The following is a 14,992-nucleotide window of genomic DNA, read 5'->3' as shown; positions in this document are numbered from 1 at the left end:
GCTAGGGTTAATGCGTGGGTCAGATTGAGATGGAAAAACCGGGGGCTAGTGGGTCACTTCTGGGTGGAAATCAACAGATTACCCTTTAACCAAGGTAGAGCCCGCTCAAGGGGCTCTACCCGACGGCTATGCCTTCACTTCAAACCGCAAGAAGTCGGTAAGTCGTTCCGACTCTTTGATTTGATCGTGTGGTACCAGCAGGTATCGCCATTGCTTACCGCCAACGGTTGCCGCATGGTTGGAGGCGTGTGTGCACCACTTCGCAGCAGCCGCTGCCTTGGCTTTCACTTCTTCCGAAGTCAGATCGTCACGTTTCTTGGTTTCCACCATGAAAATCATCGAATCGGTTTCGGCCACGAAGTCAGGGATGTACTCAGGCTGGTCGTTGCCCAGCTTGTAGTAAATCTGGAATTGCCCCTTGGCGGGCTTGAACCACTTCAAAGCGTCATCTTCCAAGATGACCGAGAAGCGTCGTTCGGTGTCTGAATCAAATTTTTGCAGTGGGTACAGGCTGCGTGAGAAACCGCCAAACAGCATCTGCTTGATTTTGCTCAGCTCAGTGACCGTATCGCGATAACTCTGCGGAGTTTGTCCGGCAACCACCGTGTAGTTGCAGGGCTTGAGTTCGGTAAACCCTCGGCTCACCTGAACTTCGTAGTCAGTAGCTTCTTCCCAGAAGTGCTTCATCATTTCCGCATGGATCAAGCGTGCAAGCTCAGCACCATAGGTGTCGAGCACTTCGTGCAGCTCGTTATCGGAGTAGTTCTGCGCTTGATAGTGAGCCACTGCCTGACCGGCCAAGACGTACAGCAACTCAGCCTGTGTGAAGTAATCCACGTCGTCAAAGTCGATCAGCTTTTTGACGATGTAGTCCTCAAAGCGTTGTTCCCGAATGCCCGTTTCGCGACTCATGGAGAACCGCTCGTTGGTGCGCAACTCTTTGCCAATGATTTCGCGTTGTCCGGGCTGGAAGTTCGGCAGCATTCCCAGCTTAAAAGGGCGGAAACCACTGGTGACTTCGCCTTTAGGCACCACTGCAATGCGCGGAATGTCAATGGTTTGCTGGACGACGATTTCCGTCGTCTTCGCCACCACTGCCGAGACATCAAGAGCAGGTTGGGCATCATCCGCGTTTGCCAGCAAGTTGCCCTGTGTAGGCTTTAATCTCTCCGTCACTTCCGCCACGATGGCAGATTGCACCGCAGGAGTAAGCAGTGCATTGCTTGTGGGCACAAGGTCACGTTTCACCTCGTACTTGCTGATGACCTCCATAACCACCTGGGCAGCTTGGCGTTCACGCTCCGTAGTGAAAACGGGCGCTGGTGTGGTGGCAGATGTGGTAGCTGACGCCCCAGTCGTAGCGGTAGTCGTGCTGCTTGTATTGACTGCCTCTGCAGGCGTTTGGGCCAGACCAAGTCGTGTCATTACACCGGAGCTGACCTGTACGCTCACTTTTTTGTCATCTGCGCTTGGCGCTTCCAGAATGACTTGCTTGAGCCGGATGGGTGAGTCGCCACGATTCGCTTCGTCAATGATCTCTTGGAACTTGTCGTGGGCAACGATGTTCAGTCGATCCACTGCCGCCACACCTGTGCGTTTTCCGTAGGGCAAGCGCAAGCCACGGCCAATCGATTGTTCAATCAGTGTGCGCGCATTGGCTGCCCGCAAGGGCACGATGGTGTAGAGGTTGGTAACGTCCCAGCCCTCTTTGAGCATATTGACGTGGATAACGACTTCTGTCGGTTCATCCACACTTTCAACGGCCAGCAGTTTGCTGATCATTTCCTCTTCTTCTGCACCAGAGCGGCTGGAGTCCACTTGGATGACCTTGCCCGCATAGCGCCCTTCGTAGAAGGCTGAAGATTCAATCAGCGCCTTGAGCTGCGAAGCATGTGTGGTATCTCTCGCAATCACCAACATGAACGGCTTGACCACCTTCGCATTGTTTTCTCGGGCATAGGTCAGTAGCTCCACCTTGGTGCTCTCGTGCAGGCGGATACCGTCTTCCAGCTTGATCTTTTCCAACTCTTCCGCAGAGTATGCCTTGGGGTCAAAACCGCGCTGGGTCACGGCGGCAGGCTCTTTGACGAAGCCATCTTCCATGGCCCGTGCCAATGGGTAGTCCATCACCACGTTCTTGAAAGGCACAGGGCCACGCGTTGTTTCCACAAACGGCGTAGCGGTCACTTCCAGGCCAAACAATGGGTTCAACTCATTGATAGCACGTACCCCCGCGCTGGCGCGGTAGCGGTGCGATTCGTCCATCAACAGAACAAGGTCGGGCAGGTTAGCTAGGTGATTGAAATAGCTGTCGCCCAGCACCTCGCGCATGCGCTTTATGCGAGGCTCCTTACCACCGCGCACTTCCGAGTTGATTTTGGAAATGTTGAAAATGTTGATGCGCACGTCATGCGCAAAGCCTGCGGGCTGGTCTTGTACCACTGCGCCCGTTTGATCGTAGTTGTCCCCTGTGATGATCAACGGGGGTTGCTGTGCAAACTCCGCAATGCCCTTGAAAACGTACTTGGGCGTGTTGCGCGTGAAGTCTGCAATCAGCTTGTTGTAGATCGTCAGGTTCGGCGCGAGCACAAAGAAGTTGTTAATGCCATGCTCTAAGTGCAAATAGGCAATGAATGCGCCCATCAAACGTGTCTTACCTACGCCCGTTGCCAAGGCAAAGCACAGCGAAGGAAACTCGCGCTCAAAGTCCTCCAACGTTGGGAACTCAGCTTTTAAGGTGGCAAGGGCTGCGGCTACATCGCGATCCTCGTGGCTCAGTAGCCCCGGTACCGCTTCAATAGCGCGTGCAAGTTTTTCCAGAGATTGCGCCTGCGGCGGGCGCAGAGACAATCGGCCAGTGACAGCGTTCAGGACGCGTGCATTCATTCTTCGTTCTCCCCAAATAGACCGCTTTGCACAGCATTAGTGGCTGCGGACTTCTTAGATTTGCGTGTAGCACCGCTGGTGGCGGGCGTGGGTTCTTCCGTTGGTTCTGCTTTCTCCGCAATCGGCAGGTTGGCAACGTTCAGGCTGTAGTCGTCATGCCCCCATTCACAACGGGACAGCACCATTTTTGGAATTTTCTTGAGCGTCAGGTTCGGCCAACGTTCGGATGCCTTGGCTGCAGTCACCCCATGAAAAGCAGCGCAGCAAACCAGTAAACTTTTGTCGCTGCCGACTTCTTCGGACAGTGCTTGCAACTGATCTGCAGACAGGTTCTGGGTGGTGACGTAGATGAAGTCACGCTCGCTGGAATTGCCGTGCTGCCACCAAGCTGAATCGGACGGCGCGTAGGTGAATCCTTCCAGCTTAGCAATGGCTTCGGCCAACTGCGCTGCGTTGTACTCGGGGTTGATCACGGGATTGCCCCAGCGGTCATTCACGATCAGGCTGGGGGCAAGTTTGTAGTAGCGGAATCCGCCGCCACCTTGCCAGTTCAGGGATTTTGAAATACCACCCTGATCATTGCCATCAATGACTTTTTGAAGGCGTGGGATGACATGGGTATGACAATGTTCGCCGAGTTCGACCATGATCCAGCGGCGGCCCATTTTGTGGGCAACTGCGCCAGTAGTTCCAGAGCCAGCAAACGAGTCGAGGATGAGGTCACCAGGATTAGTCGCTAATCCGATAATTCGATGGAGTAATTTCTCAGGCTTAGGCGTGGCGAAAGCATCATCTGGATTGATTGCTTTTACCTCTTCTCTTGCTTCATGGTTGTTACCGGCATCGGTATGAAGCCAAAAAGTAGGTGCTGGAGGGGCAGATAGCTTTAATTCGCTGAGAAACGTCTTTCTAGAAGGGTTTGCATCGCCATTGCTGCCAAACCAGATCTCGTTGTTGTCATCCATTTTGCGTAGTGCTTCTGCAGGGAACCTAGGAGAAGTACCGCGAGGAGGTGTCCATTCAACACCATTCTTAAAACGAAAGGAAAAAGCTTGCTCCTTTTCAGAGCCTGTGCGCTTTGCATATAAGGGCGTAGCTTTCCAAGGACCTTTAGGGTGGTTGTCCGGATTGCGGTAGCGGCTGTCCATTTCAGCGGTACGCTCAAGGCGATTGGGTCGCCAAGTTTCTTTGTTCTTAGCGTAGATGAGAATATGGTCGTGAGTATCTGCTAGCCATTTGGCGTCGTTCGAGACAGTGTATTTCTTCTGCCAAACCACATTTGAGACGAAATTAGCACGTCCAAATACTTCGTCGCATAAGACTTTTAGGTAATGAGCTTCGTTATCATCTATCGTTATCCATAGAGATCCATCTTCGGAAATAAGTCTCTGGATGATCTCCAATCGATCTCGCATTAGACCTAACCAAATCGAGTGCTCTAATCCATCGTCATAATGCGTAAATGCGCTACCAGTGTTATAGGGTGGGTCGATGAAGACGCACTTAACCTTCCCCGAAAACTCCTGCTCCAACGCCTTTAACGCAAGCAAGTTATCGCCAAAGATCAGTCGGTTATCGAAGATGTCGTTCTCAGTCACACGCTGCTTGGCGTGGTACGACTTGCTAGGATCTTCCAGCAGGATGCGCGGCTCCAGCTTGGGGCGCTTTTCCTTGCCTATCCAGGTTAGTTCCAGTTTTTGTTTGCTCATATCAATAATCTCATAATTGTGGAGCAGCTTGAGACAGGCGCTCTGCTAAATCGTGTGCCAAGTCTTTTTTCTCAGCAGCTAGCTGATGTAGCTTTACGGGATCGGTTGTAGTTTGAAAATGAGGAAGCCCAAAATTTTTCTTCATCAACTCATTGATGAATGGGATGGCACTTTCCAGCTTTTTGAAGTGTGCCAATGGACCTTCTTGAAGCTTTGATCGCTGTGATGCAGGATCTATCGCGAGATCAACAACGTTTTGTCTTAGCTGATCTAGTGGTTGACCAATCAACGCTGAAATTTTGGTTTCGTCTACCACAGAGGTTGCCAGAATGCGCGCGCGTAAGCGTTTCATCATGACTGCAGCAATTGCGTAGACACCATGACGATAAATCAATCGTTCCAGGCTGTGTACCGGCGTGCTATTTTCATAGCCCATAACAAAACTACGGATTTCACGTTGATAAAGCACAGCATTGATGAGTGCAACACCACTTAGATTCGTAGTGAATAGCGCCTTGTATTCCGTTGAATCAGGAATGGCAAGACGTGCTGGTTCGCTTTTGAGCCAAACCACATACCGAGGGTCATTTTTGAGTAATGCCAAGGATCTCACCGCCTCCTCGATTGTTATTATCGCACCACTTCCTGTGAAAGTAGCTTCTGGTCGGTATTGATAGTTGAAGCCTAGATGCGCAATTTCTTGCCGCAAACGTTCCTGATTTTCGTCCAATGAAGCAAAGTTAATCGCTTGCACCGGATTTTGATGATTGCGAGCCTTTGTCACGAATTTGCCAAACGTGCCAGCAGACGGTGCTTTGATCAAAGTGAACATTACCTTTGCATCGTCAATTGATTTATCAGGATTCTGGGATGAAAACTCAGCAGCAGCAGCGATTGTTTGCGCGCCATTGATGATTGAGAGGGCACGAACCTTTAATTTCTTAGCATCGTTTATGGCTGACTTGGGTTCAATCTCGTCACAAATGGCAGTTACCCCGTTATTGAGATAGAAAAAGTCACCTGGCGTTTCATGTAGCGTATTTTTAATCGCAGTGTTTACATCAGATCTATTACTGCCAAGGAAGTAGCGGATATTGCGTTCGTACAGTGCCTTGTCATGCTCTTGGTGCAGGGCAACCAAGTCCGTCAAACGGATAAGACCGTGATAGGACGTTCGAGGACTTTCGACTTTTCTGGACTTCTGCAGAAATATTTCCGTGTGTACAGGTTGATGAGCTTGTTCAGCCAGCAGATCGGTGACGATGTCTGGTGCTGTGTAAAACTTGGCATGCTTAACCAACCGCTCTTCATCTAAGCTTTCATCATTGAGTAATGCGTTTAAGGCATTGCTTGCTGCTGCAGAAATGCCATCTCCAGTGAAGGGCACAACGAACTGTATGTAGCTGCATGAATCCAGTGCACTTTCTATCTCAGTCTTGCGTCGTTGCACGTTTTCGTTAAAGGTGCTGAAGTCTTGCTTCAGTAACAAGCGAACCCCTTCGCAAAATGCTTGTGCGTCATCTTGTTTAAATTGTTCTGTGGCCTTAAGTTTTGTCTGTAGCAGATACAGAGTATTGGACTGCTCATCGTAGTGAATAGCATCGATCCCGTTGTCATTGAAATCATCGACTACAGAGGCAGCAGCAACTTGTGCAGGAAGGTCTAAAAGCTTAGTCAAAACAAAGGCGCTAAATGCTCTTGAAAGCTGTTTTTTTTCTTGGTCCGCCGCTGGCTTTTGCGTATCCAAGAGTGGTGGAAGATGTGGGACGAATCTTCGTGCCAAAACTGTTTTCAAAATTTCTAGGTATTCAGGCGCAAGTGCTGTCATGTAAATGGTCTCCCTATCGTTCTTGTTTTTAACGAATGAAATTTAGACTAATGTCCATGCAACAGTGAACAGATCTTGTTGTCGCACCTGCTGCTGGAGCTGCGACTCCAATTGATCGATCAGCGCGTTGCGCTCCGACTCAATCGCGTCTTGGCGCATAAATAGCTCACGCCGAAGCTTGGTGCGTTTGGCCTCCAGCTCCCTTTGCTGCTTTTGCAAGGATAACTTTTCCTCTAGCGTGGGGGCACCTGCCGCAGTGCGACGCACGTCTTTGATTTGACGATCAATCTCTTTGATTTCCTGCTCTATACCTAGCTTCAGGTCATCAGCCCACGCATCGAGCTTTTGAACCTCCTGCTCAAAGTAGCCCATGTTGCGCTGGTTGATTTCACGCAGCACAGAAGAGATGCGTGTTGCCACGTTTTCTTGCAGTGCAGCGGTCGCGAGATCACGCTCTTGGGCGGCTTCCATGCGTGCAGGTAAACGCAGTAGTTTTTCAGGATCGTCTTCTGCCAGGATCTGTCCATCTGTGGTCATCGCGGCAACCACTAGGCGCTGTTCCTCATCCCCCAGAGCTTCAACAGAAACAAGCTTCAGAGTAAGCAAACCAGACTTGCCACGATAGGGCTTGAGGGTACTGACCTGCGTGCCATAAGCCTCGTAGTCAAACACAAGACGAGTTTCAGAAAGCTCATGGTTTTTTGCTTTCTCAGTGACCCATTCGGCCAGCGGGTGGCCGATTCGGTACACGTGCGCATTCTCAGAGCGGCGAGGCAGATCATAGCGGCCAAGTTGAACGCCATGCAGGGTGCTAGCAGGCAGACGTTGAAGCACGAAGCCTGCTTCATCAAAGTGTGCACAGTCACCCAGTTCAGCGCGGGTGATGTCCATCAGCATGGATTGATATTTGTTGCGTGCAGCACGGCTGTCTTCGGCGCGAAGGCGTAACTTTTCCTGTACTTCCTCGTCAAAGTTATCCAGCAAGAGTTGTCGCGTCTTGACCATGGCCTCGTTGATCTCGCCAGACAATTCGCGCTGCAATTGCTCGAAGCAGGCTTTGATTTCTTCAGGGTCGCGGCAGTTTTGGTAGATGTCAGCAATTCGACGCTCGAAGTCTACGCCGGAGCCGATGGCCCCAAGTACCTCATCGCTGGCACCAAACACGCCTTCAAAGAGCTGGAATTTTTGATCCAGCAGTTCATAGACTCGGGCATCGGCTTCGTTGCTGCGGTCTACGAAGTTCACGACTACCACGTCAAACTTTTGGCCGTAGCGATGGCAACGGCCAATGCGTTGTTCGATGCGCTGAGGATTCCATGGCAGGTCATAGTTAATTACCAGCGAGCAGAACTGCAGGTTGATACCTTCAGCACCAGCTTCGGTGGCGATCATTACAGTGCCGCGCTCTTTGAAGTGCTCCACCAGGGCAGCGCGTGTGTCTGCGGTTTTTGAGCCTGTGATGCGATCGGTGCCTGCGTGGCGCTCGATCCAATCGGCATACACGGCTTGCGCCCGTGCATCGGTGTTGGTTCCATTGAACAAGACGATACCTTCGCCGTAGGGCGTGTCGGCCAACAATGACAGCAGGTATTCCTGGGTGCGCTTGGACTCCGTGAAGATGATGGCCTTTTTGGCGGCCCCTAGGCGTTCCAGCTCTGCAAATGCCTTGTCCAAGGCGATCAGCAGTGCCTTGCCCTTGGCATTCTCGCGAATGTTGGTGGCGAGCGTTTTGAAATACTGCAGCTCGGCAATTTCTTCGGCAATTGCATCACGTTCATTGGGTTCGACTGATGCAGCAGCATTTTCCTGGCCTTCCCACTCTTCCGAGGTCTCGTCCAGCGATTCGTAATCGTCGTCGAGCACATCTGCAAGGTCAGGAATGTCGGATGACTTATCGAGTTCGCCCTGAAGGCGCTTGGCCATGGTATCCAATGCACCTGCGATGGCATGGGTGGATGAAGCCAGCAGCTTCCACAGCACCAACGAAATCAGTTGTCGCTGGCCTTCTGGCAGTGCCTTGAGGTTAGGCCGGCGCAAATAATCAGCAACAAGGTTGGAGAGCTCACGTTCCTCGGTAGAAGGGGTGAACTCTTCAACAATGGCGCGGCGTGCGGTGTACGGCACGTACTGCTGAACTTGGCGGCGCAGTGTGCGCTTGCAGATCGTGGCGAGACGGTCGCGCAATGCGGTGAATGCCTGCTCACGCGGTTGTGCTGTGAACTGGGCACGAAAGCTGTCGATGTCACCGAACACTCGGTCATCAATCATGCTGACGAGGCCATAAAGCTCTAGCAACGAATTCTGCAGCGGTGTAGCAGTCAGCAACACCTTGGAGTGAACGTGTGCAAGCGCTTCCTTGAGCGTCTTGGCAATGACGTTGCTGGTCTTGTAGACATTGCGCAGGCGGTGTGCTTCATCGAGCACCACCAAATCCCAGTCCATGGCCTTAAGATCGGCTGCCTTCGCCTTCGCGAATTGGTAAGAACAAATGACTGGGCCAGACGAGGCTTGAAATGGATTCTTCAGCCCTTGCTTGCGAATGGCGTTGTAGCTTTTAGCTTCAAGGAGCACGCTTTGCAAGTTGAATTTGTCTTGCAGTTCTTGGTGCCACTGCTTGCGCAAGTTCGCTGGCACGATGATCAATATGCGGCGACGGCGTTCGGCCCAGCGCTGAGAGATTACCAGTCCTGCCTCAATCGTCTTGCCCAGACCTACTTCATCGGCAAGGATGACGCCATGTGACAAAGGATTGGCGCAAGCAAAGAGTGCCGCCTCTACCTGGTGAGGATTGAGGTCTACCTGGGAATCAACGAGTGTTGAGGCCAGGGACTCGATGTTGTCACCGCTGGTGCGTTTAGTCAGTTGCCAGGCGTGGTAAAGACTTTGATGTGGCGCTAGAAGCTGCATTACTTATATTTCCCCAGCTTCAACACATCCACGCCATTCCTTGAAGCCTTAAAAGTTAGAACGACTGACTTTTTCCTAGCATGACGACCAAAAAACTTTCTCACGATGTAGAGGAAGTGAGTGAGCGCTTTTTAAAAGTCAATATCAACGGAAGGTGGCTACTAAAATAGCATGCTTAGACAAAAAAGCTTCGATTCTAAGCGACGTCTAAACAGGCAATGCCTGCTGCGCAGCTCCGCGCAGAAGTTGCTGAAATACATAACGATGCTCAGCTTTTCTAGTGCTGCACTCTACAGAAACTTATGGGGTGAAATAGCTATCAAGACTGGCCAAAGCAGTTTGTACTTGCAAGCGTAGATCGCTGTCAGCCTTACCGTACCTGAACAACAGTTCGGCAATTTCATCGTCCGTGTCAGCATAGAAAAAAGCCATTGGCACCTTCAGCACCTCAGCCAGCCTTCGTACCGTCAGCAAGTCTGGCTTGTGGATGCCCAGCTCATAGCGATTGATGCGCGTGCTGGCCACGAACGCATCGATTCCCGCCTCAATCCCCAACATCTTTTGCGACAGCCCCGCAGCCAGGCGGGCCTGCTTGAGCCTCGCGCCCCATTGTTCGTCCGCGTCTGACATCTCGCTCCTTTAAAAGGCTACGAGATTCGTAGTTATGCTTTATTCTCGATACTACGAGTTACGTAGTTTTCTGAGGCGCGAACCAGCTGCCCAGCTCAATAAGAAGGACAAAGCATGACGGTGAACGAGGGGATGCGTTGGTGCATAGCGTTGGGGGTGTTGGGTTTGACTATGGGGGCATGGGCGCAGCCAGTAAGTGTTCGCGAAGGTACCCAGCTGGCCCCGAAGGTGCACGATTACTACGCGGAGTGCCGTAACCCAGACACTGAGCTATGTACGGTGCAAAGTCCAGACTCATCGCTGTACATGTACACGGTGCTCACGCCCGATATTCCCTTTGATGACCTGGGTGCTCACTGGGTGTTCGATTTGCGCAAATTCCCAGCCGCTAAGGGTGCCATCAAGGTGCTTCGTGTGGCAACCAGCACAGGCGAAGTGCACGCCATTCGTTTGAAGCTGCTTTACGGGGCCACGCCAGTGCGGAGCAGCGCAGGGACCAAGGTGCTGACTGTGCCGACTGAAGCCAAGACTGCCGCTGGATCAATGCCACCGACTGCACATCCCCCGCAGTCCAATGCGTCGATGACTGGCAAGCCGCCTTCCACCGTTATGCCTGTTTCTGCGACACAGCCTTCACCCTCTGGCACAGCGCCCTCCGCTTTGCCAGCAAGCCGTGGCACTGAAGTCAAGCAGTCAGAGCGCAGTACTAAGCCTACGCCTTCGACTTCTGATGTGATGGCATCTGCCGAAGTGCTCTGCTTGGATGGCATATGCCTGGGGGCTTCCATTCAGACGCTCAAGGCGCCGTTTGAGCCTGTATTCACCGTCGAGCAACAGTTGCGTGCAGGGCTGCAGGTCAATGCTCATCGGTTTCCAGACTTGGACAAGCGGGTCAAGCAGCTTGGCGCCTTGTTCAAGCAAGGCGATATGGAAGGGTTTGCACAGGCTGGAGAGGATTGGCTCAAGGCCAGCAGCAAGGAACGCCAGCTGCAAACCAACCTGTTTCACCTCAAGCAAGCCTATGAACTGGCTCAGAAGGCTTTGGGCGGCAAGCGCAATGCCGATACAGCAGCTTTGGCGCTGTACTTTGTGCCGCAACCTTCACCCAAAGCATTGAAGGACGGGACAGGTATTTCAGGTGCGTTGAATGTGGGGGCTGACCCTTTGCTTTTTGCAGTACGCACAGAGCTGCAATTCGATGCTGGCTTCGCTTCTTTGATCAAAAAAACCAAACCCGTGTTTTGCGGGGTGTACCAGCTGCAAGGGCACTTCACCAGCCCCTCGGGCTATGGCACCACCGTTACCGTGCGCTCTGATGGGGATGGTGATTTCAAGGTGGCCAATGTTCGCAGGGTGTTCACCGCCGATTCTCATGACAGCCTCAAACAGCTGGCACAGCAGTTGACACAGCGCTATGACCTAGCAATCAAGGCACAGGTGGCAAGTATCGATTTGCGGTCGCAGTCGATGTCACTAGAGTTGCGTCACCCCCTGGCCGTTCAGCTTGTGGGCGCACCACAGAAGCTGGTGCTGCAGCGCGATGCTTTATGGCAGCAAGGCTGGATTGACTTTAAGGGCAAAGAGCTGGGGGTGATCAAAGCCATGCAAGCCCTGGCGAGCTATCAACAAGCCAGCATACCTGTGTGCAAACCAAAAGCCCTGCCCCTGAGTTAAGGAAGGGCTGCTCGTGGTCACAATCAACACTAACTTGCCATCGCTAACTGCACAGCGTCACCTGAGTGCTTCACAGCTGAGCTTGACTACTACCATGCAGCGCCTGTCTTCGGGACTGCGTGTCAACAGCTCCAAGGACGACGCTGCAGGCTTGGCCATCAGCGAGCGCATGAACACCCAGGTGCGGGGTATGGCCGTAGCCAGCCGCAACGCCAACGAAGGGATCTCTCTGTCCCAAGTGGCCGAAGGCGCGATGCAAAAGCTCACGGACATTTTGCAGCGTAGTCGCGAACTGGCAGTCCAAGCGGCCAACGGAACCAATTCCAGCAGCGACCGCAAAGCTTTGGACGGTGAACGTGCGCAGTTGCTACAGGAGTTTTCTCGCATCGCCAGCACCAGCAATTTCAATGGGCAAAAGCTCATTGACGGCAGTTTCATGGCGCAGAGTTTTCAGGTGGGTGCCAATGCCGGGGAAGTGATTGGCGTGAACTTGCCTTCACTGCAAGCACCTAACCTTGGTGCCTATGGTTGGCCGCTACAGCAAAGCCCCAGCACCAACAGCTATGCGATTGTCCGAGGTAACGACGAAATGGTGCCCGCTGGCGACTTGGTGCTGCGCGACAAGCCAATTGCTATTAGGCGTAATGAGAGCATGGCCTCGATTGCGCAGAAGATCAACGATGCCGGGTTTGACCCCAAGATTTACGCCCAGGCCAGCACCAGTGCTTTGCTGGCAATCAACACGACGCTGCCACCCTCCACTCCACCCATTACTGTCACGCTGAAGCTGGTAGCGGGTGATGACTTGGCCAAAGCGCAGTCAGTTTCTTTCACCTGGGATCATGCCAACCCTGATGTCGCAGTCATCAAGCAAGCGATTAACGCTGTCAGCGCTCAAACCGGCGTGCGGGCAGAGGATGGGCGGCCTTACACGGATAACGTGCGTCTGGTCAATGACGCAGGGGAAACGATCCGGGTACTCAACGATTCAGCACCAGGTGTAAGCATGTTCATTCGTGACAACCTGGGCACAGGCAATTCATGGGGCATGGGGGTGACAGTGCCAGGTGCCAATGGTGCGGGCGTCTTGGGCGCAGGTGCCCATGACATTCAAGTGCAGGGCAATTTGGCGATGATGTCCGAAGACCCGTTCGATATGGATGGCGGGGATTACGACTTGGACGGTGATCCCACTGGGCCATTTCCAGCCATGCAGTGGACAGTGCAAAAGTTCAAACTGACAGATGCTCGCTTGGATACGGCGGAGCACGCCAGGCAAGCCCTGATCATCTACGACGCAGCCCTCGGGCAAGTGGCCAGCGCTCGTGCTGACGTGGGGGCGGTGCAGTCGCGCTTTGAATCAGTCATTGCCAATATCGACATCGCTGCAGAAAACATGGCGGCATCGCGAAACCGCATTGTGGATGCTGACTATGCAGTGGAAACCGCCAAGCTGGCTCAGCAGCAAATCCTGCAGGATGCCGGTACCGCCATGCTAGCCCAGGCGCATTCGGTCATGGCTGAGCAAGCGCTGGCATTACTCAAAGACGTGTAGGTTTAGATGTTGGCGTGCACTGCATCACAGGTCTGACTGCGGGTTTGATGGTTCATTTGGCGTTGTAGATAGCGCTATCGGCTGCCGGTACTCAACTTCAGCTTCAATGCAATCGAGGGGCGTGCTCAAGCGACACATGCTGTCGCTATCGACACCTAAAGTTTGAGCTCCCTTCAGCTTTTTGTATTGGATGAGCCTCCATGCCAGCTAGCGATACTGTGATAAGAGACCTCTACGCACGATTAAAAGGATTGCAGGTGCGTGAGTGCGAACTGGATCTTCAGTTGTCCCAAGAAATATCAACAGCACTTGCGCACTTCGGCCCCAGTATCCTGGCACTTGATGGAGCAGACCCTCTGGATGGGGATTTCATCGCTTTGTACTACCAGTTAGCACTGCGTCGCATCGGGCAGTTCAAGCAAAGAATTTCAGAACGTACTTCCTATTTGAATGGCTCCAAGGCTGTGCAAGACACGTTGCGCCTTATGGGTGTGCGTACAGCATTGCAATGCGATTTGGGTGCTGCGCTCGACCACGGTAACGCTTGCAAAAATGAGGCGTTGGCGCAGCAGATCAGTATGGCATTGCTTCATTTGATGGTTTGCAGCAACTCGCTGCAGCATCAGCTGACTGAGCTAGTTAGCGCCTTAGAGGCATGGATGAATGCCGAAGTTGTGAGTGCTGAACAGGTAGTGAGCCACTACCCACTTGATTCACGCAAGCCAGCTTGGCGTATTGCAACTCCGGGTGCGACACAACCTGTCTCAAAAGCCACCTATAGTTACATTCATTGAATTACTTCCCAGCTCTTGAATGTCTGCTTCAACCACGGTTAGCCCTGCATCAAAAGGTGAAAAACTCGCACAGCGCTTGTCTCAAATTCTTGCGCGCCTGCACCAAGGTGATGCGGTTGACAAGCACCAACTTGCACAAGATTTTCAAGTAGATGTGCGCACCATTGAACGCGACCTTGGCGAGCGCCTGTGCGGGCTCGTTGAGCGAAGTGCCAATGGTCAGTGGCAACTGACGCGCACTGCGCGAAGCACTATCCCAGCCAAGCACTTGCATGGCTATGCACGTATGTCGGGGACGGAGCACTTGTTCCCGGATAACAGCTTGCGCTACCTGTTGGAACAACTTCATACCCCTGAACAGCAGCGCACAACGCATGTGCAGGCAATTGCCCATGAAGACTTGCGTCCGCGTACCCAAGAGTTTGTGCAACTACAAACTGCCATCGAGCAAAAACATCCATGCAGTTTTAGCTACAAGGGCAAACATCGCAACGTTCAGCCGTACAAGCTCATTCACAAAAACGGTGTGTGGTACCTAGCAGCGGAAGAAGGTGCAAAGCTGAAAAATTTCAGCATTGGCTTAATCGAAAACTTGCTGGTAGATCAAAGCAGCTTCTTTGCACCTAAACGCATCCACAAGGAATACATCGACGCCAAGGATGACATTTGGTTTACTGAAGACACCACGGAAGTCCTGTTGCGTGTCGCCCCAGAAGCAGCGCATTACTTTATTCGCCGTCCGTTGCTGCCTCAACAGCAGCAACGACAAGATCGCGACGGTTCGTTGCTAGTCACCACGCATATCAATCACATCGATCAACTGCTACCCATCGTGCGGTATTGGTTGCCACATGTGCGGATTGTTCAGCCTGCGGAATGGCACGAGAGCCTGTTGTCGAGCTTACGACATGCACTATTTCACTGGGATTCTAGTGCGTCTCAGTCTTTAAAAACAAACCCATATCAAGACTGAAAACTGGTTTCAAAAACCTCAGTAAGCAGCATCATA

The 14,992-nt window shown here is 52.4% G+C and carries 9 protein-coding genes; 4 read left to right on the top strand and 5 right to left on the bottom strand.

Annotation, left to right across the window (positions count from 1 at the left end):
• Nucleotides 1–126 precede the first annotated feature (126 nt).
• The 5 genes from JAO85_RS24655 to JAO85_RS24635 form a co-directional block, all read right to left on the bottom strand.
• Nucleotides 127–2,886, bottom strand: coding sequence for a DEAD/DEAH box helicase family protein (locus JAO85_RS24655; protein ID WP_202789241.1), 2,760 nt, complete (start codon nucleotides 2,884–2,886; stop codon nucleotides 127–129).
• Complete coding sequence (locus JAO85_RS24650; RefSeq protein ID WP_202789240.1) at nucleotides 2,883–4,595, bottom strand: site-specific DNA-methyltransferase; 1,713 nt, start codon at nucleotides 4,593–4,595, stop codon at nucleotides 2,883–2,885. Before JAO85_RS24650 ends, JAO85_RS24655 begins: the two co-directional genes overlap by 4 nt.
• Before the next feature lie 10 nt (nucleotides 4,596–4,605).
• Nucleotides 4,606–6,423 (bottom strand): AIPR family protein, encoded by a 1,818-nt coding sequence (locus JAO85_RS24645; RefSeq protein ID WP_202789239.1) that lies wholly within the window; start codon nucleotides 6,421–6,423, stop codon nucleotides 4,606–4,608.
• Between the two features lie 42 nt (nucleotides 6,424–6,465).
• Nucleotides 6,466–9,330, bottom strand: coding sequence for an SNF2-related protein (locus JAO85_RS24640; RefSeq protein WP_202789238.1), 2,865 nt, complete (start codon nucleotides 9,328–9,330; stop codon nucleotides 6,466–6,468).
• A gap of 300 nt (nucleotides 9,331–9,630) precedes the next feature.
• Complete coding sequence (locus tag JAO85_RS24635; protein ID WP_202789237.1) at nucleotides 9,631–9,960, bottom strand: helix-turn-helix domain-containing protein; 330 nt, start codon at nucleotides 9,958–9,960, stop codon at nucleotides 9,631–9,633.
• A gap of 306 nt (nucleotides 9,961–10,266) precedes the next feature.
• Between JAO85_RS24635 and JAO85_RS24630 the strand changes: the two genes are divergently transcribed.
• From JAO85_RS24630 to JAO85_RS24615, 4 genes are all read left to right on the top strand, one after another.
• Nucleotides 10,267–11,634, top strand: a complete 1,368-nt coding sequence (locus JAO85_RS24630) for a hypothetical protein (protein ID WP_202789236.1) — start codon at nucleotides 10,267–10,269, stop codon at nucleotides 11,632–11,634.
• 13 nt (nucleotides 11,635–11,647) lie between these two features.
• Nucleotides 11,648–13,189: a flagellin gene (locus JAO85_RS24625; RefSeq protein WP_202789235.1), complete on the top strand. Its 1,542-nt coding sequence runs from the start codon at nucleotides 11,648–11,650 to the stop codon at nucleotides 13,187–13,189.
• A gap of 200 nt (nucleotides 13,190–13,389) precedes the next feature.
• Nucleotides 13,390–13,983 carry a hypothetical protein gene (locus JAO85_RS24620; protein WP_202789234.1) on the top strand — a complete coding sequence of 198 codons (594 nt, stop codon included), beginning with the start codon at nucleotides 13,390–13,392 and terminating at the stop codon, nucleotides 13,981–13,983.
• Between the two features lie 19 nt (nucleotides 13,984–14,002).
• Nucleotides 14,003–14,956, top strand: coding sequence for a YafY family protein (locus JAO85_RS24615; protein ID WP_202789233.1), 954 nt, complete (start codon nucleotides 14,003–14,005; stop codon nucleotides 14,954–14,956).
• Nucleotides 14,957–14,992 lie beyond the last annotated feature (36 nt).

Source organism: Comamonas sp. NyZ500 (genome assembly GCF_016772095.1).
GTDB classification, from domain to species: Bacteria; Pseudomonadota; Gammaproteobacteria; order Burkholderiales; family Burkholderiaceae_C; genus Comamonas; species Comamonas thiooxydans.
Note: the sequence above shows the minus strand (reverse complement) of the source record. Positions and strands in the feature narration are given on the sequence as shown.